The organism is Nocardia sp. NPDC003693 (assembly GCF_053981095.1).
Window position 1 is genome coordinate 35,755 of sequence record NZ_JBSFNO010000029.1, and the last position, 19,648, is coordinate 55,402.

The 19,648-nt window shown below is 71.2% G+C and carries 17 protein-coding genes; 8 read left to right on the forward strand and 9 right to left on the reverse strand.

Going from position 1 to position 19,648, the window contains the following annotated elements:
* Positions 1 to 214: 214 nt before the first annotated feature.
* The 3 genes from lnt to ACWDOP_RS27360 form a co-directional block, all read right to left on the reverse strand.
* Positions 215 to 1,825: an apolipoprotein N-acyltransferase gene (gene lnt, locus ACWDOP_RS27350; RefSeq protein ID WP_456347384.1), complete on the reverse strand. Its 1,611-nt coding sequence runs from the start codon at positions 1,823 to 1,825 to the stop codon at positions 215 to 217.
* A gap of 391 nt (positions 1,826 to 2,216) precedes the next feature.
* Positions 2,217 to 3,812, reverse strand: coding sequence for an amidohydrolase (locus ACWDOP_RS27355; protein ID WP_456347332.1), 1,596 nt, complete (start codon positions 3,810 to 3,812; stop codon positions 2,217 to 2,219).
* Positions 3,813 to 3,954: 142 nt separating this feature from the next.
* On the reverse strand, positions 3,955 to 4,476 hold the full coding sequence (locus ACWDOP_RS27360; protein WP_454206229.1) for an FxsA family protein: 522 nt from the start codon (positions 4,474 to 4,476) through the stop codon (positions 3,955 to 3,957).
* A 153-nt stretch (positions 4,477 to 4,629) separates the two neighbouring features.
* Between ACWDOP_RS27360 and ACWDOP_RS27365 the strand changes: the two genes are divergently transcribed.
* Complete coding sequence (locus tag ACWDOP_RS27365; RefSeq protein ID WP_456347333.1) at positions 4,630 to 5,436, forward strand: potassium channel family protein; 807 nt, start codon at positions 4,630 to 4,632, stop codon at positions 5,434 to 5,436.
* On the opposite strand, the gene ACWDOP_RS27370 is transcribed toward ACWDOP_RS27365, so the two are convergent.
* Positions 5,400 to 6,062, reverse strand: a complete 663-nt coding sequence (locus tag ACWDOP_RS27370) for a response regulator (RefSeq protein WP_454206225.1) — start codon at positions 6,060 to 6,062, stop codon at positions 5,400 to 5,402. The two genes, ACWDOP_RS27365 and ACWDOP_RS27370, sit on opposite strands and share 37 nt — an antisense overlap.
* A gap of 9 nt (positions 6,063 to 6,071) precedes the next feature.
* Positions 6,072 to 7,286: a sensor histidine kinase gene (locus tag ACWDOP_RS27375; RefSeq protein ID WP_456347334.1), complete on the reverse strand. Its 1,215-nt coding sequence runs from the start codon at positions 7,284 to 7,286 to the stop codon at positions 6,072 to 6,074.
* Positions 7,287 to 7,415: 129 nt separating this feature from the next.
* On the opposite strand from ACWDOP_RS27375, the gene ACWDOP_RS27380 reads away from it, so the two are divergent.
* Positions 7,416 to 8,183, forward strand: coding sequence for a TSUP family transporter (locus ACWDOP_RS27380; protein ID WP_456347335.1), 768 nt, complete (start codon positions 7,416 to 7,418; stop codon positions 8,181 to 8,183).
* 91 nt (positions 8,184 to 8,274) lie between these two features.
* Here ACWDOP_RS27380 and ACWDOP_RS27385 read toward each other — a convergent pair whose 3' ends face one another.
* The gene (locus ACWDOP_RS27385; protein ID WP_456347336.1) at positions 8,275 to 10,701 is read right to left on the reverse strand and encodes a TetR family transcriptional regulator; all 2,427 of its coding nucleotides are present in this window, start codon (positions 10,699 to 10,701) and stop codon (positions 8,275 to 8,277) included.
* 187 nt (positions 10,702 to 10,888) lie between these two features.
* Here ACWDOP_RS27385 and ACWDOP_RS27390 point away from each other — a divergent pair, with 187 nt between their 5' ends.
* From ACWDOP_RS27390 to ACWDOP_RS27400, 3 genes are all read left to right on the forward strand, one after another.
* Positions 10,889 to 12,415, forward strand: coding sequence for a TldD/PmbA family protein (locus ACWDOP_RS27390; RefSeq protein WP_456347337.1), 1,527 nt, complete (start codon positions 10,889 to 10,891; stop codon positions 12,413 to 12,415).
* A 34-nt stretch (positions 12,416 to 12,449) separates the two neighbouring features.
* Positions 12,450 to 13,844, forward strand: coding sequence for a metallopeptidase TldD-related protein (locus ACWDOP_RS27395; RefSeq protein WP_456347385.1), 1,395 nt, complete (start codon positions 12,450 to 12,452; stop codon positions 13,842 to 13,844).
* A gap of 286 nt (positions 13,845 to 14,130) precedes the next feature.
* Entirely contained in the window at positions 14,131 to 15,222 is a 1,092-nt protein-coding gene (locus ACWDOP_RS27400) for a S1C family serine protease (RefSeq protein ID WP_456347338.1), read from the forward strand.
* 49 nt (positions 15,223 to 15,271) lie between these two features.
* On the opposite strand, the gene ACWDOP_RS27405 is transcribed toward ACWDOP_RS27400, so the two are convergent.
* Positions 15,272 to 15,541 carry a helix-turn-helix transcriptional regulator gene (locus ACWDOP_RS27405; protein ID WP_456347339.1) on the reverse strand — a complete coding sequence of 90 codons (270 nt, stop codon included), beginning with the start codon at positions 15,539 to 15,541 and terminating at the stop codon, positions 15,272 to 15,274.
* 126 nt (positions 15,542 to 15,667) lie between these two features.
* Between ACWDOP_RS27405 and map the strand changes: the two genes are divergently transcribed.
* Together map and ACWDOP_RS27415 are read left to right on the forward strand one after the other, a co-directional pair.
* Positions 15,668 to 16,435: a type I methionyl aminopeptidase gene (gene map, locus ACWDOP_RS27410; protein WP_454206211.1), complete on the forward strand. Its 768-nt coding sequence runs from the start codon at positions 15,668 to 15,670 to the stop codon at positions 16,433 to 16,435.
* A gap of 102 nt (positions 16,436 to 16,537) precedes the next feature.
* Positions 16,538 to 17,260, forward strand: coding sequence for a TetR family transcriptional regulator (locus ACWDOP_RS27415; protein WP_456347340.1), 723 nt, complete (start codon positions 16,538 to 16,540; stop codon positions 17,258 to 17,260).
* A gap of 123 nt (positions 17,261 to 17,383) precedes the next feature.
* Here the strand turns inward: ACWDOP_RS27415 and ACWDOP_RS27420 are convergent, their stop codons facing one another.
* Positions 17,384 to 18,100: a glyoxalase gene (locus tag ACWDOP_RS27420; RefSeq protein WP_454206207.1), complete on the reverse strand. Its 717-nt coding sequence runs from the start codon at positions 18,098 to 18,100 to the stop codon at positions 17,384 to 17,386.
* 148 nt (positions 18,101 to 18,248) lie between these two features.
* Between ACWDOP_RS27420 and ACWDOP_RS27425 the strand changes: the two genes are divergently transcribed.
* Positions 18,249 to 18,632 carry a PPOX class F420-dependent oxidoreductase gene (locus tag ACWDOP_RS27425; RefSeq protein WP_454206205.1) on the forward strand — a complete coding sequence of 128 codons (384 nt, stop codon included), beginning with the start codon at positions 18,249 to 18,251 and terminating at the stop codon, positions 18,630 to 18,632.
* Between the two features lie 177 nt (positions 18,633 to 18,809).
* Here ACWDOP_RS27425 and ACWDOP_RS27430 read toward each other — a convergent pair whose 3' ends face one another.
* Complete coding sequence (locus ACWDOP_RS27430; RefSeq protein ID WP_456347341.1) at positions 18,810 to 19,349, reverse strand: hypothetical protein; 540 nt, start codon at positions 19,347 to 19,349, stop codon at positions 18,810 to 18,812.
* Positions 19,350 to 19,648: the final 299 nt, after the last annotated feature.

Sequence of the window (19,648 nt, forward strand, 5' to 3'; positions counted from 1 at the left end):
ATCGGTGGTGATCTCGAGTTGCCCGGCAACGAACGGCGTTGGCGGAGCGATATTTAAGACAGCTACTTCAAAGCAAACCTCGCGATTTTCCCGTAATTCGCATAGGGCACCGGATTGAATTCAGACATATCAACCGAAGTAACTGGGCTCTGGCAAAATTTCAGCGAATAGTCTGTTCGCTGGGCGGGACGGCCCTCGTCATACGTGCCCGCAGCTATCGCGCCGGATGGGTACCGGCCTCATGGGGGTCGGACGGACCCGCGTGGGTGTGCGCGCGCCGTCGCAGTGCTGCCGCCACGGCGGCAACCGCGGCCAGAATACACAGGATTCGTTCCGGCGCGGGCCCTATCCGCGTCGCGAGTGTCGAGTCCGTGCGCAGCGGCACCGAGGCCACCAGCGCCGCCGGCACGAACTGCTCGGTCCGCTGCTGGATGACGCCGTCGGCGGTGATGATCGCGCTGACACCCGTCGTCACCGAAACCACCACGGCGCGACCGTGCTCCACCGCGCGCACCCGCGACATGGCCAGCTGCTGATAGGTCATCTCGCTGTCGCCGAAGGTGGCGTTGTTCGACGGCACGGTCAGCAGTTGCGCGCCCGCGCGCATGGCGTCCTGGAAGGCGCGATCGAAGGCGACCTCGTAACAGGTGGCCACGCCGATGGCGACCGGCGCGCCGCCGCCCGCCGGATCCACGTGCACCACGCCGTCCCCGTTGCCGGGCACGAAATATCCGGCGCGGTCGGCGTATTCGGAGAAGAGCCGGAAGAACGAGCGCATCGGCAGGTACTCGCCGAAGGGCTGGATGATCTTCTTGTCGTGCCGCTCCGCGGGACCGTCCGCGGTCCACACCATGACCGAATTCGTGGTCGTGCGATCGTCGTTCACGAGAACGGCGCCAACCAGGATGGGCGCCTTGATATCCCGGGACGCCTGCCGGATGAGAGCGCCGGCGTCGGCGTTGCGCAGCGGGTCGATGTCGGAGGAATTCTCCGGCCAGACAACCACATCCGGCTGCGGGGCCTGCCCGGCCGCGACGGCCCTGGCGAGTTCCTCGGTACGCTTGACGTGATTGTCGAGAACCGCGCGGCGCTGGGCGTTGAAGTCCAGGCCCAGCCGCGGCACGCTGCCCTGGATCGCGGCGACCGTGATCGGCCGGTTGCCGTCCTCCGGGCTGGGCAGCGCGGTCCGGAGGATCACTCCGGTGATCGGAACTATAGCCACAAGCATTGCCGCGGCAACAATCCGGTTCCACGATATGGGACGCGAACCCGCCGTCCCGGGAGGATTCGGACCTACCGGATCGCCGGATGTGCTACGCGCCTCCAGCAACCACACGGCGCACGCGGCCAGCCCGGCGCCGGTCAGGGCCACCGCGAAGCTCACGACCGGCGCGCCGCCGATCATGGCGTAGGGCAGGTACCACCCGTCGGCCTGACCGAAAGCGAGCCTGCCCCAAGGAAACCCGCCGAACGGGAAGCTCGAGCGCCCCCACTCGGTGAACGACCACATGAGCGCGACCCACAGCGGCCACCCCGGTAGTCGCCCGACCAGGCGCACCAGCAGGCCGAACAGCCCCACGTACACCGCGAGCGCGGTCGACAATCCGATCCAGGGCACCGGTCCGACGTAAATTCCGGTCCACGGCAGCAAAGGCAGAAAGAACGCCAGCCCCGCCAGCATTCCGTATCCGAATCCCCCACGCAGGCGCCCGTTCCCGCGCACCGTGAGTGTGAGAATCGCAATACCGACCGGTGCGAGAAACCACAAAGTCCGCGGCGGGAAACTCGCGAACAACAACAATCCCGCCAGCACGGCGCACAGCATTCGCGTGAGCACCGGATACGCCCGCGCCGTCCGCGACACCCACGGGATCACCCCGCTGCGCCCGGTATCGGCGCCCGATGGCACGGCCCCGTCGGCGTCCACGCTGTTTCCCTCGGATCGGTCGGCCTGTGGGGAACCGGACGGCGCGGACCGAATGGTCTCCGCGGCCTCCGGCGCGGTTCCTCGGTCATCCCTTCCCGCGGTGGTGTGCCCGCCGGGCAGCCGCTCGGTCCGGTGAGCGCTCTGGATCGCGTCGGCCTCGGGGGTGGCCGACCCCGCGGGCGCCGTCGGCGAATCCGTGGCGGTGCGATGGGTCCGCGGCTCGCGCGGCGAAGCGGCTGGTTCGCCGGAGCCGGAAGGAGTTGCGGGCGGAGTGGTTTCGGGAGCCGGATCAGTTGCCATGGATCGTGACCCCGCGGTGCACGGTGCGCAGGCAGCGGGGCAGCTCGGCGCCGGGGGTCAGGGGCGGCAGGCCGGGGACGCGCGAGCGCGGGTCGGTGGACCAGCGCTGGACCTTGTCCGAGGCGGCGGCCACGACCAGGTCCGCGGCCTCCCAGACCGCGTAGGAGGCGGGCGCGCCGGGGACCAGGGTGCCCGCGAGACCGTCGCGGACCCCGCCCGCGCGCCAGGCGCCGCGGGTCGCGGCGGCGAAGGCCGCACGCGGGGAGATCTGATGACCGGGGGTGCGGTGGTGGGCGGCGGCGCGGATCGCGGCCCACGGATTCAGCGCGGTGACCGGGGAATCCGAGCCGATGGCCAGGGAGATGCCCGCGGCGGCCATGGCGGCGAAGGGGTTCAGGCCCGCGGCGCGCTCGGCGCCCAGGCGGGTGGCGTACATGCCGTCGGGTCCGCCCCAGGCGGCGTCGAAAGCCGGTTGCACGCTGGCGATCACGCCCCAGGCGGCGAGTTTGCCGATCTGCTCGGGGTCGATCATCTCCGCGTGTTCCACGCGATGCCCGCGGGTGGCGACCGCCGGGCCGCCGAGACGGTCCACGACCTGTTCGAAGCCGGCGACGACCGCGTCCATGGCGGCGTCGCCGATCACGTGGAATCCGGCCTGGATTCCGGCCTCGGTGCACGCCAGGACATGGGCGGCAATGGTTTCCGCATCCAGGTAGGCGGTGCCGCGGGTGTCGAGATCGGCGTAGGGGGCGCGCAGCAGGGCGGTGTGCGAGCCGAGCGAGCCGTCCACGAACAGGTCACCGCCCAGGGCGTGCACCCCGAGTTCCTTGGTCAGGGTGCGGGCCTCGTCGGCGGTGCGCACGGCCTGCCCCCAGTAGGCGCGGACCTCGACCCCGTGCGAAAAGGCCAGCAGCTCACGCACATCGGGCTCGCCGGAAATGTCCGGTCCCGCGCATTCGTGCACCGCGGCGATCCCCTGCGCGGCGGCGGCGTCGAGCGCGGCGCGGCGGGCGCGATCGCGCTGGGCCGGATCCAGGGCGCCCAGTGCCGCGCGACGGACGCGATGGTGGGCGTCCGCGCGCAGCGGCTCGCCGCGGGTGAAGCCGGTCGCCTCGGTCACCCCCGGGACGGCGTCCAGCAGCGGAGTGGAGACCACGGCCGAATGCGCGTCCACGCGAGCCAGATACACCAGGCGGCCGGGCGCGGCGGCGTCGATCTCGGCGAGCGCGGGGGCGCGACCGCCGGGCCAGGTCGTCTCGTCCCAGCCGTCGCCCAGGATCGGCCCGGCAGGCTGCGCGGCGGCGTGCGCGCGCAGCAGTTCCAGGCAGTGCTCGAGGGAATTCGCCTGTGCCAGATCGAGTCCGGTGAGTTTGAGGCCCAGCGCGGTGACGTGCACGTGCGGGTCTGCGAAGGCGGGTGCGACGAAAGCGCCGTCCAGGTCGACGACCTCGGCGTCCGGGTGCAGCGCGCGCCCGGTGCGGTCCGCTCCGATCCACGTCACCTGGTCGTCGGTGACCGCCATGGCCGTGGCATCGGGGTTGGTCGAACTGTAGATTCGGCCGCCGACAAGCAACTGGGTACTCACGGGTTTCCAGTCTGCCGCACGCGGCTCGCCCGCCCGCAACCGCACTACCGCACAGCGGACGACTCGGATACGCGGGCGGATCCGAATACGGCGCGAGGGCCGAGCGTCACACGCTCGGCCCTCGCGGAAGCCGGGTTTCGGATCAGTGCCCGGGCTTGGTGAAGTCGGTCGACCCGTCGATGATCATGCGCCGGGCCGGGCCCTGGCCGTCGTCGTAGTACTCCCCGACCACGGTCGCGTCGATGACCTCCCCGTCCGGGTCGATCACCACGTTGCGGTACCCGTACGGCCCGACGGCCGTGGCGACCCGCGAGAGTTTGCGGGCCGCGAACGCCGCGACCAGCGGGCGCAGCAGGAAACGCGTCACCGGGGTCAGGGCCAGCAGGCCCAGCAGCGAGGTGAGCAGACCCGGCACGAACATCAGCACCGCGCCGACGGTCACCAGCGCACCGTCCGCGACCGCGGTACCGGGGTCGAGTTCACCGCGCGAGGCGCGCCGGAAGCCCTCGAACACGCGCCGGCCCTGCGAGCGGACCAGGATCAGACCGGCCGCCGAACCCAGCACGAGCAACAGGATCGTCGGGAAGACGCCGATGAGGTGACCGAAGAGCACCAGGGTGGCGATCTCGGCGACGAAGTAGGCCAGGAACAGCAGTGCAGGCATGTGGGGCGCTCCTTTCGAGCGATCTACTTCGTCAACGGCCGGCGGCGCGATTTTTCTCCCGATGCGGTGGTTCTCACATCCCCTCGGGACTGTAGCGTCGCTCTACCAGGCGGCGATGCATCAGGCACGCAACCGCATCAGCACAGGTAGATCATGGTCCAGCCCGATTCGGCCCCCGAGTCCCGCCCGCGCACGCGCCGGCAGGCATGGGAGCACGCCACCAACATTCCGATGCTCGCGCTGGCCGTGGCGTTCGTCGGCGTCTACGCCTGGCAGGTACTGGACACCGGCGCCTCCCCGCGCCTGGACACCTGGCTGACCGTCACCGACATCGCCATCTGGGCGGTGTTCGCCACCGATTTCGGCATCCGGGTGTGGCTCTCGACCGATCGGTGGCGGTTCGTGCGCCGCCGCCCGATCGAGGTGCTGATCGTGCTGCTGCCGCCCTTCCGACCGCTGCGGCTCATGCGCGCGGCCCTGCTGATGCTGGACAGCCTCAACCGCAGTCGTGTCACCCGCGCCCGGCTCGCCATCTTCGTCGGCACGAGTTCGCTGCTCATCATGTTCCTGTGCTCGCTGGCGTTCTTCGACGCCGAGTACGGCGCGCCCGAGTCCAAGATCCTGAATTTCGGTGACGCCCTGTGGTGGTCGATGGTGTCGGTGACCACGGTCGGCTACGGCGACGTGTACCCGGTGACCACCGAGGGCCGGTTCATCGCCCTGATCCTGATGACCCTGGGCATCGGCCTGATCAGCTTCGCGATCGGCACCGCGACCAGCTGGGTGCTCGACCAGCTCAAGGCCGTGGAGGTCTCGACCGAGCGGGCCGATCAGGAGATCGGCCTGCTGGTCGCGGAGGTGCGGGCGTTGCGCGCGGAGGTCGCGGCGCTGCGCGGGACCGGCGCGCCGGACGGCGGGCAGGCTCAGGCGTTGCCCGGGCGCACCAGCCCGGTTTCGTAGGCGAGCACCACCGCCTGCACGCGGTCGCGCAGGCCGAGTTTGGTCAGCACCCGGCCGACGTGGGTCTTCACCGTCGCCTCGGACAGGAACAGCACGCCGGCGATCTCCGCGTTGGAGCGCCCGACCGCGATGTGTTCGAGCACCTCGCGTTCGCGGGCGGTGAGCACCTCGAGTACGCCCGGGTCGCGGCCCGCGGCGGGATCGTCGGCGATGAGGCGGTCCAGCAGGCGTTTGGTGACCTTCGGGGAGACCACGGCGTCACCGGCGGCGACGCTGCGGATGGCGGAGATCAGGTCCTCGGGCGGGGTGTCCTTGAGCAGGAACCCGCTCGCGCCCGCCCGCAGCGCGCCCAGCGCGTGTTCGTCCAGGTCGAAGGTGGTCATGACCAATACACGGCTGCCGCAACCGGATTCGATGATGCGCGCGGTGGCGGTGACCCCGTCGGTGACGGGCATACGCACGTCCATCAGGACCACGTCGGGGCACAGCTCGGTGGCGCGGGTGATGGCGGTGGCGCCGTTGTCGGCCTCCCCCACCACCTCGAGATCGGGGTGGGCGCCGAGCACCATGCGCAATCCCGCGCGCATGAGCTCCTGATCGTCGACTACTAGAACGGTGATCGGCACCCGTTCAATCTATCGGTCGGGCTCGGGGTCGCCCCACCCGTCGGGCTCGGGGTCCCCGGCCGCCGCCCGATCCAGCGGGATCGTCGCGCGAACGGTCCAGCCGCCGTTGCCGTTTCGCCCGGTGTCCAGGGTGCCGCCCAGCACCGCGATGCGTTCGCGCATGCCGAGCAGGCCCAATCCGCTGCCGGGGATGCGGGTGACCGCGGGTTCGCCGCGCCCGGAGTCGCTGATCTCCACCAGGACGTCGCGCTCGCGGCGCGCCACGATCACCTCCGCGCGCGGGGCCGGGCCGGCGTGGCGCAGGGTGTTGGTGAGCGATTCCTGCACGATGCGGTGGATGCCGAGGCTGACCTCCGGGCTGACGGTGTCGAGCTCACCGGTCATCTCCAGGCCCACGCCCAGGCCCGTGTCGCGCATCATGTGCACGACCTTGGCGATGCCGGCGGTGCCGTGCTGCGGCAGCCCTTCGGGCGCGTGTTCGCTGCGCAGCAGTTCGACCGTGCGGCGCAGTTCGCGCAGGGCGTCGCGGCCGGTGCCGGCGATGATGGTGACGGCCTTCTCCGCGGCGTCGGGGTCCCGGCGCAGGGTGTAGCGGGCGCCGTCGGCCTGCACGATCATGACGCTGACCGCGTGCGCGACCACGTCGTGCAGTTCGCGGGCGATGCGGGTGCGTTCGGCGGCGACGGCGTCGTGTGCGCGGCGTTCGCGGTCGTAGTCGGCCACGGCCAGGCGGGCGGCGACCTCGTTGTCGTAGGCGTGCCGGGCGCCGACGAATTCGGCCAGGGTCCAGCACAGGGCGTAGTAGAGCGCGGTGAAGGCGGTGTCGGTGAAGCTCTCGGGGGTGTCGAGCAGCAGCGCGGACAGGGTGCCGTCGACCAGCAGCACCCCGAGGTACCACAGGCCCTCGCGCCGGCCGACGTAGGCGACGAGCGTGTAGAGCATGATGCCCAGGCCCAGCAGGGCCGGGTGCAGCGCGTTGCCCTGGGCCAGGCCCCAGTGTACGAGCGTCAAACAGATCGAGAGTGCCACCAGCACAACGGCACTGGCGCGCGGGTAGGTGCGCCGGAACACCATCGGCAGTACCAGCAGCACGCCGAGCACCACGTAGACGACGCGATGTCGGCTCTCCCCGATGGCGAGCATGTCGATGATCAGCAGACCCAGTGCCAGCATGGAGTCCGAGATCAGCGGCCTGTCCCGCAGCCACAAACTGAACCGGCGCATGCGTCCACCCTAGGTGCAGCGCCCGAGCCCCACCCCGAGCCGGATCGCCGCGTCGCCGGGACGCGGCGGTGAGTGGTGGGCGGCGTGGTTGGTTTGCCCGGAGTTGGCGCGGTCTGCTTGGCTCGGGCGGTGACGGGTGTGGACTGGGCGGTCTTGCTGAGTGCGGCGTTGGCGGCGGGGTGGGTCGACGCGGTGGTGGGCGGGGGCGGGTTGATCGTGCTGCCGACGCTGTTCGTGGTGATGCCCGGGCTGGCGCCGCAGACGGCGCTGGGCACCAACAAGCTCGCGGCCTTCTCCGGCACGACCGCGGCGGTGATCACCTTCGCGCGCAAGGTGCCGATGCAGTGGAAGCGCCTGCTGCCGGCGGCGGCGCTGGCGGGTGTGGCGGCGGCGGCCGGTTCGGCGGCGGTCGCGCTGATCGACCGCGACCTGTTCATTCCGATCGTCATGGTGGTGCTGATCGGCGTCGCGATCGTGGTGACCGTGCGCCCGTCCATCGGCGTCACCCTGGCCACCGACCCGCCCACCCGCCGCAAGACGATCCTGGTCATCGCGTTGGCGGCCGGCCTGATCGGCTTCTACGACGGCATCCTGGGCCCCGGCACCGGCACGTTCCTGATCATCACGTTCGCGACCCTGCTGGGCACCGAGTTCGTCCGCGCCGCCGCGATGGCCAAGGTCATCAACTGCGGTTCGAACCTCGGCTCCCTGGTGTTCCTGGCGAGCACCGGCCACGTCCTGTGGGCGCTGGGCCTGTCGATGGCGGCGGCGAACGTCGCGGGTTCGGTGGTCGGCTCCCGCATGGCCCTGGCCCGCGGCGCCGGTTTCGTCCGCGTGGTCCTGCTGGTGGTGGTCGTCGCGATGGTGATCCGCCTCGGCTGGCAACAGTTCGCCTGACTTTCGTCACACGACACCGCCCGAGCCGAATACACCTCGGCCGGGCCACCACGGTTCGCGGTGGCCCGGCCGGGTAACCGAATGCTCCGGATCAGGCGCCGGTGTCCCCCGGACCCGAACAGCTCCCGTCGACACCCGAAATCACCGTCGCGGAACCGGATTCGACCGCGGCACCCACGGCCCCGGCCTCATCCTCCCCTGACGCCACAGGCGCCTGCCGCCGCAACACCGCGGCTCCCAGATGCCGGACCGGAACCGCAAGCCGCGGCCGCGAATTCGCGTCCCAGTAGGGAACCGCCCCGCCCTCGGGGACGGTCGGCGCGGCCTCGGTCGCGAAATCCCTTGCGCTCGAATAGGACCGCGGGCCTCCGGACACGGTCTCCCCAACCTCGCTCTCGGACTGGAGGCTGTCGTCCACCTCGCCGCCGATAGCCCGAGTCGAACCTTCACCGACTCGTGCGGCGGCATCGAGGCGGCTCACCGGGACCGACTCGTCGGCCGCGCCGGTTTCCCGCACCGCCGACTCCGGATCCGCCGTGCCGTCCCGGTCCGGGCGACCGCCACCGGTTACCTCGATATCCGAGGTGCTCACCGGTTCCCGGCGAACGAACGCCCCCGACGCGGCGTCCCGCGCGGTGTGCGAGTCGGTGGCGTAGTCCCACGCCGTGGTCACCTGGACCGTACGACCTCGTTGCCCGGCCGGCATGGGCACATCGCTTGCCGCGGGTCCGATCGAATCGTCCGTGTCGGAGTCTCGGGTGACACCGAACCCGGGGCGCACGCTCGGTTCCGGCAAGCGCCCGAGGTCGGCGGTGAAGGGACTCGCCGCTTCCGGCTGGAACCCAACGCGCGCAGCCGGTTCAGCGCCGGGCGCATCGCCGGTGGCGGATTCCGCCGTGGGCCCGAGGACTGCGCTTATCTCTCGGTCCGCGTCGACGATCGGCTGCGCATCCGCTGCCGGTTCGACCGTGGACGGGGTTTCACCGGTGACGGCGACGGACACCGCACGTTCGAACTCGTGGCGTGCGACCGGTCCGATGACGGGCAGGGCACCCGAGCCGGACTCGGCGCGACCTTCCGGGCGCGACGGTCGGGCGGCATCCACGGCATGGTCCGAGCGCGCACCCGATTCGGCCGAGTCCGCTGCCTCGGGGGCGACCGTGTGCGGGGTGGATACCGAGGGGACCTGCCGCGCAGCGGATTCCGTGAGTGCCTGACCGTTCAGCTCAGTGCTTGTCGCGGCCGCCGGCTGGGGCGGGGTGGGACGGGGGCGGTCGGAGACCGGCGCCGGGCGCGGATCGGCGGGTGCCGATTCCGAGGGGTTCGCCGCCGCGGACAGTTCGGCCGCGGACAGTCCGATGTGGGTCAGGCCCGAGGTCGCGTCGGTGCGGGTGGCGTAGGAGTCGTCCGGCTCCGGGGTTGGCGGGGTGCGGGATTCGGGGGTGCCGGTCGAGCTCCAGGTGTCGGACTGGCGGACCGTCGCGCCGAAGACGCGCACCGCGCGGGACACCTCGGCGGGGGTCGTGATCGCGCAGGCCTCGGCATCGAAACTGCCGCGTACCTGGACCGTCACCGGGGCGGGGCGCGCGGGCGCGTCGAGCGCGGCGGACGGGCCGGAGGCGGTGTGCGCCTGCGGGATCGGGCCCACCAGGGTGTCGCGCGAGGGGGGCTCGGCGGGGGCGAAGATCCGGCTGGCCTGGGACGCCTTGGCGGCGGCCGAGGTGCCGCGCGCCGGAGCCATGGGTGCGGCGCGGCGCGGATCACCGGAATGCGGGCCCGTGGCGTCGCGCCGAATCTCGGGTGCGCGCAACGCACCCGGCTCCCGGCGCACCTGGGGCGCGCGGACCGGGGCCCCGCCCGAACCCGGGGCGGGCTGTGCCGCACCGGTTCCGGGCCGGGGCGCGGTGAGCCACGGCGCGAGCACCGTGGACGTGGTGTCCTGGATGCGGCGCTGGAGCTCGGCCGGATCACCGGCGGCCCCACTCTGGAACAGCGCGGTGAGCGCACCGGACACCGCGCCGATCACGGCGCCCACCAGGGCGGCCGCGCCGACCTCGTCCAGTTCCTCCGGGAACGCCGCGCGCAGTTGCTGTGCGATTTCCTGCTGGGCCGAGAGCTGTGCGTAGGCGGCCCGGCCACTGACCGCGGGGATGTGACGGGACACCTGCGCGCGAATCACCGCGATGCGGGCCGAGAGTTTGTCTCCCGCTTGCGCTCCCGGATCGTCGCCGGCCGCGCGCAACGCCCGCAGCAGCACCTCGACCGGTCGTTCCTCGGGCGTGCGGGCGGCGATGGCGCGCGCCGCCGAACTCACCCGATCGTCAGGTTCGGGGAACAGCAGTTCCTCTTTACTGGCGAAGTAGTTGAAGAAGGTCCGGGTGCCCACTTCGGCGGCGGCGGCGATGTCGGCGACGGTGGTCGCCTCGTAGCCTCTGGCTTCGAACAGTTCGGCGGCGGCCTCGTACAGGGCGCGGCGGGTGCGTTCTCGTTTGCGATCGCGTAGTGCGGATGGCGGCACGCGGGCAGACGCTACGGCATCCGAACAGCAAAACCTCGCATGTGCAGGGCTTGTCGCGTGCGTTTCCCTGTGTGCTACTTCGCACCCCGTGCGTTCTTGCAGCGTGTGCACCTTTGCAGCCTGTGAAGGCGAATGGGTGTGCGCGTGCTGTTGAACGACCGCCGGGGCACCCTCTAGCGTGGTGCGGGTGAGCATCGCAACCAAGGTCGTGGACGAGGAGTTCCGCGCACTCCCCCTGGCGGAGCTGGCCGAGGCCGCCCTGTCGGCGGCGACTGCGGCGGGCGCGCAGTACGCGGATCTGCGCGTGCACCGACTCCTGCAGCAGTCCATCAGATTGCGGGACGGGCGCGTCGAATCGGTGCGCGACAGTACCGATCTCGGCTTCGCGGTCCGGGTCATCGTCGACGGCACATGGGGTTTCGCCTCGCACGCCGACCTCACCGCGAACTCCGCCGCCGAGGTCGCGCGCCGCGCGGTGACGGTAGCCACAACGTTGCGGGCCTTGAATCGCGAACGGGTGGAACTCGCTCCGGAGCCGCGCTACGCCGACGCGGAGTACGTCTCCGCCTACGACATCGACCCCTTCTCCGTCCCCACCCCCGACAAAGTGGCACTGCTGCTGGACTATTCGGAACGGCTCGCCGCCGCGGACGGCGTCGATCACGTGACCGCCTCGGTGCTGCAGGTCAAGGAGCAGACCTTCTACGCCGACACCCTCGGCTCCCGCATCACCCAGCAGCGGGTGCGCCTGCACCCCCAATTCGAGGCCATCACCGTCGATCCCGCGGCGGGCGTGTTCGAAACCATGCGCACCCTGGCCGCTCCGGCCGGGCGCGGCTGGGAGTACGTGACCGGCGCGGACGGAATCTGGGACTGGGACGGCGAACTCGGCCGCATCCCGGGCTGGCTGGCCGAGAAGGTCAAGGCGCCCACCGTGGTCGCGGGCCCCACCGATCTGGTGATCGATCCCACCAATCTGTGGCTGACCATTCACGAGTCGATCGGGCACGCCACCGAATACGATCGCGCCATCGGCTACGAATCCGCCTACGCCGGAACCTCCTTCGCCACCCCCGACCTGCTGGGCACCCTGCGCTACGGCACCCCGATCATGCACGTGACCGGCGACCGCACCCAGGAGCACGGCCTGGCCACGGTCGGCTGGGACGACGAGGGCGTGGCCGGGCAGCGCTGGGATCTGGTGCGCGAGGGCACCCTGGTCGGCTATCAGCTCGACCGCTCGTTCGCCCCGCGCCTGGGCCTCGAGCGCTCGAACGGCTGCTCCTACGCCGATTCCGCGCATCACGTCCCGATCCAGCGCATGGCGAACGTGTCCCTGCAACCCGATCCCGAGCGCGACACCACGACCGCCGAACTGATCTCCCGGGTCGAGGACGGGCTGTACATCGTCGGCGACAAGTCGTGGTCGATCGACATGCAGCGCTACAACTTCCAGTTCACCGGTCAGCGGTTCTTCCGGATCCGGAACGGCGAACTGGCCGGGCAGGTGCGCGATGTCGCGTATCAGGCCACCACCACCGACTTCTGGGGCGCGATGGAAGCGGTCGGCGGTCCGTCCACCTGGCAGCTGGGCGGTGCGTTCAATTGCGGTAAGGCGCAGCCCGGTCAGGTCGCGGCGGTCTCGCACGGCTGCCCGTCGGTCCTGGTGCGCGGCATCAACGTTCTCAACACCCGCGCCGAGGCCGGGCAGTGACCCGGGCATCGGGGAAAGGATCGATACGGTGAGTGTGCTTCCCGCACCCGAGGTCGTCGAACGGGCGCTGCGTCTCTCGCGCGCCGACGAGGCGATGGTGATCGTCACCGACGCGCACGAGGCGTCCCTGCGCTGGGCCGGAAACTCCATGACCACCAACGGTTCCTCGGTCGCCCGCGACTGGGCGGTGGTCTCGATCCTGCGGGACGGGGCGAGCGCGCGCGTGGGCAGCGTGAGTTCCACGAGTGTGGATCCGGCCGATATCGAGGCCGTGGTCCGCGCCAGCGAGGCGGCCGCGCGGGCGGCCGAACCGGCCAAGGACGCGATGCCGCTGCTGGATCCCGGCGCGGTCGACGCCGACACCCTGGATCGGATGCTCGACTGGGAGGGTACGCCCGCGACCACCGACATCGGGGTGTTCGGGGAGCTGGCGCGTGATCTCGCGCCCGGGTTCGACGGCGCGGACAAGCTGTACGGCTTCGCGCATCACCAGGTGCATTCCACCTGGCTGGGCACCTCGGCCGGGATGCGCCGGCGCTGGGTGCAGCCGACCGGGTCGGTGGAGATCAACGGAAAGCGCGGCGCCGGAGCGGATCTGGCCAGCGCGTGGGTCGGCGCGGGCACCACCGATTTCCAGGATGTGGACGTGCCGGGGCTGCTGGCCGAGCTCGCGCGCCGCCTGGATTGGAGCAAGCGGCGGGTCGAGCTGCCCGCCGGGCGCTACGAGACGCTGCTGCCGCCCTCGGCGGTCGCCGATCTCATGATCTACATGGCCTGGTCCATGGAGGGCCGCGGTGCGCACGAGGGTCATACCGCGTTCGCGCGCGCAGGTGGTACGCGAATCGGGGAGCGGCTCACCGATATTCCGCTCACCCTGTTCTCGGATCCGTCGGCGGCGGGGCTGGAGTACCGACCGTTCGTGGCGACCCCGGCGTCCTCGGAGTCGCTGTCGGTGTTCGACAACGGGCTCAGCGCCCAGCGCGCGGACTGGGTGCGCGAAGGCGTGGTGGAATCGCTGGTGTACCCACGAGCCACGGCCGCCGAGTTCGACGCACCCGTCACCCTGCCCGGGGAGAACCTGCTCATGACGGGCGGTTCGGACGCCTCGCTGGCGGACATGATCGCCCGCACCGAGCGCGGGCTGCTGCTCACCTGCCTGTGGTACATCCGCGAGGTGGATCCGGCGACGCTGCTGCTGACCGGTCTGACCCGGGACGGGGTGTACCTGGTGGAGGACGGCGAGGTGGTCGGGGCGGCGAACAACTTCCGCTTCAACGAGTCGCCGCTGGATCTGCTGCGCCGGGTGTCCGAGGCGGGCCGCACCGAGATCGCACTGCCCCGGGAGTGGAAGGACTGGTTCACCCGGACGGCCATGCCGCCGTTGCGCATTCCCGATTTCCACATGTCCTCGGTGAGTCAGGCCACCTAGTCCCCCCCCCGGTCCGCCGGGACCGGCTCGACCACGAAGGAGTCGGTCCCGATGGGTGCCACCCGCGTCGGCCTGGGCGGCAGGTCCGGCTGGTCCGCGCTGGTCGCGGGCCTGTCCGTACTGGGCGCACTGGAGGCGGTGGTCCCTGACCCTGAGCGTCACCGACCCCGACGCCCTCCGCGCGGCGGCAGGGCACTGAACCGCCGGTTGCGCCGCGAGCGAACAGCATGCCGGGCGCCCGGCGCGCGGGCATCCTGGAATGACTCACCCGTAATCATGTAATCGGATGGTGGTCACCGTGTCCGACGAACCCGCCCTCTCCCCCGCCGACGAATTCGAGTCCGCCGACCCCGCCGTGCCGCCTGCGGACGCCGAATTGTTCGGTCTGCCCGGCACTTCCGACCCGGCATCTGATCTCCCTACAGTGGACGACACGACCCTCGGCTCGGCGCGGCCGGGGGCGGACGTCCCGGTGCTGGACGCGTACTCGCGGGCCGTCATCGCGGTGGCGCGGGCGGTCACGCCGCACGTGGCCAGTGTGCAGACGCGGCGCGGGACCGGGTCGGCGGTCGTGTTCACCGACGACGGGTATCTGCTGACCAACGCGCACGTCGTGGGGAGCGTGGGCAACGGGGTCGTCGTGTTCGCGGACGGGGCCGAATCGCGATTCGAGGTGGTGGGGGTGGACCCGCTCTCGGATCTGGCGGTGCTGCGGGCGCGGGGCGGGGCGCCCGCGGCCGCCACGCTCGGCGACGCGGACGCACTGGTGGTGGGCCAGTTGGTGGTCGCGGTCGGCAGCCCGCTCGGGTTGGCCGGATCGGTGACCGCGGGCGTGGTGAGCGCGCTGGGCCGGTCGGTGCCGGTGGGCAACCGGCGCACCGCGCGGGTGATCGAGGACGTGATCCAGACCGACGCCGCGCTGAACCCGGGCAATTCCGGTGGCGCACTGGCCGATTCACTGGGCCGGGTGGTCGGGATCAACACCGCGGTGGCGGGCATCGGGCTGGGCCTGGCGGTTCCGATCAACCGGACCACGCGCCGCATCATCACCACGCTGCGCCACGACGGCCGGGTACGGCGCGCCTACCTCGGAGTGGTCGGGGTGCCCGCTCCCTTGCCCGCGGACGTCGCCGAACGCACCGGCCAGAACGCCGGGCTGCGGATCATGGAGGTGGTGCGCGGTGGTCCCGCCGAACGCGCGGGCCTGCGCCGGGGCGACCTGGTGCTGAGCGTGGCCCGCCGGGAAGTGCGTGACGCCCAGGGCATTCAGAGTCAACTCTTCGACGAGGCCATCGGCCGCGCGCTCCCGGTGACGGTGCTGCGCAACGGCGCGATGGTCGACGTGATCGCCGTGCCGAGCGAACTTCCGGCCGACTGAGGCGGCAGCGGCGGTCGCGACCAACCACCGGCGGGGGAACGCCCGCGCGTCAGGACGCCGAGCGCGTGGCCTCCGCAGTGGGATTCCAGTTCTCGGCGAGCTCTTCGAGCGGGATGTCCAGGGTGCGGCTCAGGGCCACCACCGTGCCGAACGCCGGCGTCGGCAACCGGCCGGATTCGATCTTGCGCAGGGTCTCGGGCGAGATGCCCGCCGCGGCGGCGACCTCGACGAGCTCGCGCTCACCGCGGGCGGTGCGCAGCGCGCGGCCCAGGCGGCGGCCGGCCTCGAGCTGCGCCGGGGTCAGTGGAAGCCGAACCATGAAACCTCACCTGTCTGCCGGTATGCCGCCCGGCGGCCCGGGCGGGTGCGGCCGTTCGCCGCGATTGGGATAAAAATACCACGGGCGGCTATGGTCGGTATTAAAATACCGATCACGGAGGTTGTCATGGTGGAACTCAAGACCGCGGCGGAGATCGCCCGCATGCGGGTCACGGGCCGATTCGTCGCCGAGGTACTGGCCGAACTGCGCGAGCGCGCCGCGGTGGGGGTGAACCTCCTCGAGCTCGAAGCCCATGTGCGCGAGCGCATTAGGCAGCGCGGCGCGGTCTCCTGCTACTGGGACTACTCCCCCTCGTTCGGGCGCGGCCCCTTCCGCAACACGGTGTGCCTGTCGGTCAACGACGCCGTACTGCACGGCCTGCCCTTCGACTACGACCTGCGCGACGGCGACGTGCTCACCATGGATCTGGCGGTGAGCATCGACGGCTGGGTGGCCGACGCGGCCACGACCGTCACCGTGGGCACCGCCGCCCCCGAGGACACCCGCCTCATCCGCGCCACCGAACTGGCCCTGGACGCCGCGATCGCCGCCGCCCAGCCCGGCAATCGCCTCGGCGACGTCTCCGCGGCCATCGCCGCTGTCGCCGCCGCGCACGGCTACCCGGTGAACACCGAATTCGGCGGCCACGGCCTGGGCCGCACCATGCACGAGGATCCGCACGTGGCCAACGACGGCCGCCCCGGCCGCGGCTACCGCCTGCGCCCGGGCCTGACCATCGCCATCGAGCCGTGGTTCGCCCGCACCACCGACCGCGTCTACACCGACCCGGACGGCTGGACCATCCGCTCGGCCGACGGCTCGCGCACCGCCCATTCCGAACACACCGTGGCCATCACCGCCGACGGACCGCAGGTGCTCACTCTCGTCGCCTGACCACCGCGATCGACCGCGAACGAGCCGCGATCAGGCGGCGGCCCACTGGATGATCCACGCCCGGCCGCGCGCGCGAAAACCTCTCTGCACGATAATGATTCGATGAACATCGACGACGTACCGCAGGGCGCCGGGATCGACCGGCCGCAGGCCCCGGGCAACGGGCATCCGCCCGGGACCGAAACCGGCCTGGATCCCGGCAATGCCGCGCTGGCCACGGCGTTGGCGCAGCTCGAGGGCGGTCGCCGCTTCCCCGACGGGCAGCGCCGCATCTTCCTCGCGGCCATCGACGCCTTCTCCGAGCGCGGTTTCCACGCCACCACCACCCGTGACATCGCCGCCCGCGCGGGCCTCAGCCCGGCCGGGCTGTACGTGCATTTCCGCTCCAAAGAGGAAGTTCTGCACCGTATCTCGCTCTCGGCGCTGCGCCTGACCCAGCAGGTGGCCGAGGCCGCGGCGGCCGGCCCCGGCACCGCCACCGAGCGCCTGGCCCGCACCGTGCGCGAGCTGACCGTCTGGCATGCCCGCTACAGCGGGTCGGTCCGCGTCGTGCTCTACCACCTGACCGATCTCACCCCCGACCACCGCGCCGAGGTGACCGAGGTCCAGCACGGCCTGCACCGCCTGATCCGCGATCTGACCGCGGACGGCGCGCGCACCGGCGAATTCGACATCACCGATCCGAGCGCGACCGCCCTGGCCCTGCTGGGCCTGAGCGTGGACACCTCGCGCTGGTATCGCCCCGGCTACCGCAGCACCCCGGAGACCCTCGGCGACGAATACGCCACGCTCGCACTGCGTATGGTCGGCGCCCGCACCCGGTGACCGCGCCCGGACGTCCCGCGCATCCGGCGCCGCACGCCCGGCCGCACCCGTTCCACCCACCCGGCGCGCACCCGCCGCCCGACACCGGACGCCGCGGGCCGGTAACGCACCGGCCCGGCCGCGTCAGGCCTGTTCGGCCAGCCAGTCCCGCAGCGCCGCTACCGCTTTGAGCTCGTCGTCCACCACCGCGCGATCATCGTCGGAGAGCGCGAGGGTGTCGATCTGCGCGATCAACTGGGCCACCCGGCCGGCATCCTCCGCGGCGGCCGCGATCTCGGCGAGCATGGCCAGCGCGCGGGCCCGCTCGACCGGGCTGGCCTTGATGGCGTGCCGGCGCAGGCCGGTCTCGATGACGCGGGCGGCGGCCACGTCGTCGTTCTTGGAGTCCCGCAGGATTCGGGCGTGGTCCAGCACCCGGGCCAGCCCCTCGAGCGCCGCGGACCCGCCGTATTCGGGGTCCGGTTCATCGCGCTGAATGTAGATGACGGTGTTGCCGACCGGGTCCACGACGGTGAAACGCGTTTGCCCGGGCCGGAATCGGGTGATGCGCGGCGTCCCGCGGGCGGGGATGCGCCCGTACTTGGCGCGCAGCGCGGCGGTGAACTCCACGTGCCAGGGTTCGACCTCGTCGACCACCACCAGGCACCCGATGTGCGCCCGCTGGGCGTCGAGTTCCTTGGGCGTCGGACCGAAGTGCAGTTCGAATCCGTTGCGCCGCACCGCCCCGTAGCTGTACGGGCGATGCTGCTCGTACGTGACGACGTAGCCCAGCGTCTTGTAGAAATCGAGAGTCTCCGGCAGATTGCCGCCCCAGAGCATGGGAACCGAAGTCGCCACCATTACTGCCTCCTCGCACTGTTCTCCTCCGCGAATCAGCCTACAAAGCCCACTGGACACGCGCCTATGACTTGTTGCGGGAAGATGGCCGGGAGCTCGCGCCCGGCGGCGATGCCGGGCCGCCCGCCCGCGCACCGGCTAGGCTGCGATCGTGGACAACCCCTTCGGCCCGGCCGGGACCGCCCAATACGTCATGCTGACCACGTTCAAGAAGGACGGCACCCCCGTCGGCACGCCCCTGTGGGCCGCCCTCGACAACGGCCGCCTGTACATCTGGACGGTGACCGACAGCTGGAAGGTCAAGCGCATCCGCCGCAACCCCGAGGTCACCATCCAGCCCTGCGACGTGCGCGGCAAGACCCGCGGCGACATCGTCAAGGGCACCGCGATCATCCAGGACGACGCCGGCAGCGACCGCACCCGCTCGCTCATCAAGAAGCGCTACGGCATCCAGGGCTTCCTGATCGTCACCGGCAGTGTGCTGCGGCGTGGTAAGTCGGGCACCATCGGCATCGAAGTGACCGCCACCCCCTGATCACCCGGATTCGAATCCGTTATCGCCGTAGCGGATTCGGGTTACGGCCCCGTCAGGGGCACCACTTCCGGAGACCCGCCGCACCGGGTCCGGACATGGCAGGACCGCCGGAGCGGTTGCGTTGCCCGGCGGTCCGGTGCCCGCGGGCCGGAGCCCGCACGCACGTCCGGTGTCACCTCACGGTTGCTGCCCGCCGATGATCGCGCCGATCAATCCGCCGACCCCGCAACCGATGATGGCGCCGATCCCGAAGAACCAGATGCCGATGACGATGCCGACCAGGCACCCGATGACCGCCCCCGCGACGATCGTCCCGGCGTTGGCCACCTGCTGCAGTGCCACGGACTCCGCGGTCGGGACGACCACGTCGGCGGCGTTGGCCGGGCGGACCGTCAATGTCGTTCCGGCGGCGTCGATCTCGGGTAGGACGCTCACCGTCCGGTCCGCGACCTGGTAGGTGAGCGGCAGCGCGGCGATGGTCTCACCGGCGGGGCCGATCACATTGACCGCGCCCGCGACCGGTTCGAAGCGGCCCGCGGCCAGGGTGGTGGTGACGGCCGAGCGGTCGGGCGCCAGGCTGGTGGTGTACTCGACCCCTCGATCGACACCACTGATACCCGGATTCGCCACCCCGGGTTCACCGTGCGCGGTAGCGGTCGCGACGCAGAGCGTGGCGATCGAGAAAAGGGCTGTCGCGGCGATTTTGGCGATTTTCATCATGCGTTCCTGCCGGTGAAAGGCCGATTCGCCGGTGCGCACACCGGGCGTGCACGGAATGCGACGCCGAAGAACACGATCGAATTGCGCGTGCATCGTGCACGCCGCGAATCGGGAATCAACATCCAATTATCGATCCCAATAATGGGATTGGAGTTCCCGCCGCCTCCCCGAGACGCCGGGACGATTCTTATGGTCCCCTCAGACTCGGCCCGCGGATAGGACAGGTGCCGGGGTTGTCCGCTGATGTCCTCAACGTCCGAGGCCCCGGCACCACCGTCATCGCCCGCCGCCGCGCC

What these genes read in the sequence shown, in the direction of transcription:
- ACWDOP_RS27400 (WP_456347338.1), top strand. Translation starts at nt 14,131, where the DNA reads ATGGTGGTCACCGTGTCCGACGAACCCGCCCTCTCCCCCGCCGACGAA.
- ACWDOP_RS27415 (WP_456347340.1), top strand. Translation starts at nt 16,538, where the DNA reads ATGAACATCGACGACGTACCGCAGGGCGCCGGGATCGACCGGCCGCAG.
- ACWDOP_RS27430 (WP_456347341.1), bottom strand. Translation starts at nt 19,349, where the DNA reads ATGAAAATCGCCAAAATCGCCGCGACAGCCCTTTTCTCGATCGCCACG.
- ACWDOP_RS27420 (WP_454206207.1), bottom strand. Translation starts at nt 18,100, where the DNA reads ATGGTGGCGACTTCGGTTCCCATGCTCTGGGGCGGCAATCTGCCGGAG.
- map (WP_454206211.1), top strand. Translation starts at nt 15,668, where the DNA reads ATGGTGGAACTCAAGACCGCGGCGGAGATCGCCCGCATGCGGGTCACG.
- ACWDOP_RS27360 (WP_454206229.1), bottom strand. Translation starts at nt 4,476, where the DNA reads ATGCCTGCACTGCTGTTCCTGGCCTACTTCGTCGCCGAGATCGCCACC.
- ACWDOP_RS27405 (WP_456347339.1), bottom strand. Translation starts at nt 15,541, where the DNA reads ATGGTTCGGCTTCCACTGACCCCGGCGCAGCTCGAGGCCGGCCGCCGC.
- ACWDOP_RS27375 (WP_456347334.1), bottom strand. Translation starts at nt 7,286, where the DNA reads ATGCGCCGGTTCAGTTTGTGGCTGCGGGACAGGCCGCTGATCTCGGAC.
- lnt (WP_456347384.1), bottom strand. Translation starts at nt 1,825, where the DNA reads ATGCTGTGCGCCGTGCTGGCGGGATTGTTGTTGTTCGCGAGTTTCCCG.
- ACWDOP_RS27365 (WP_456347333.1), top strand. Translation starts at nt 4,630, where the DNA reads ATGGTCCAGCCCGATTCGGCCCCCGAGTCCCGCCCGCGCACGCGCCGG.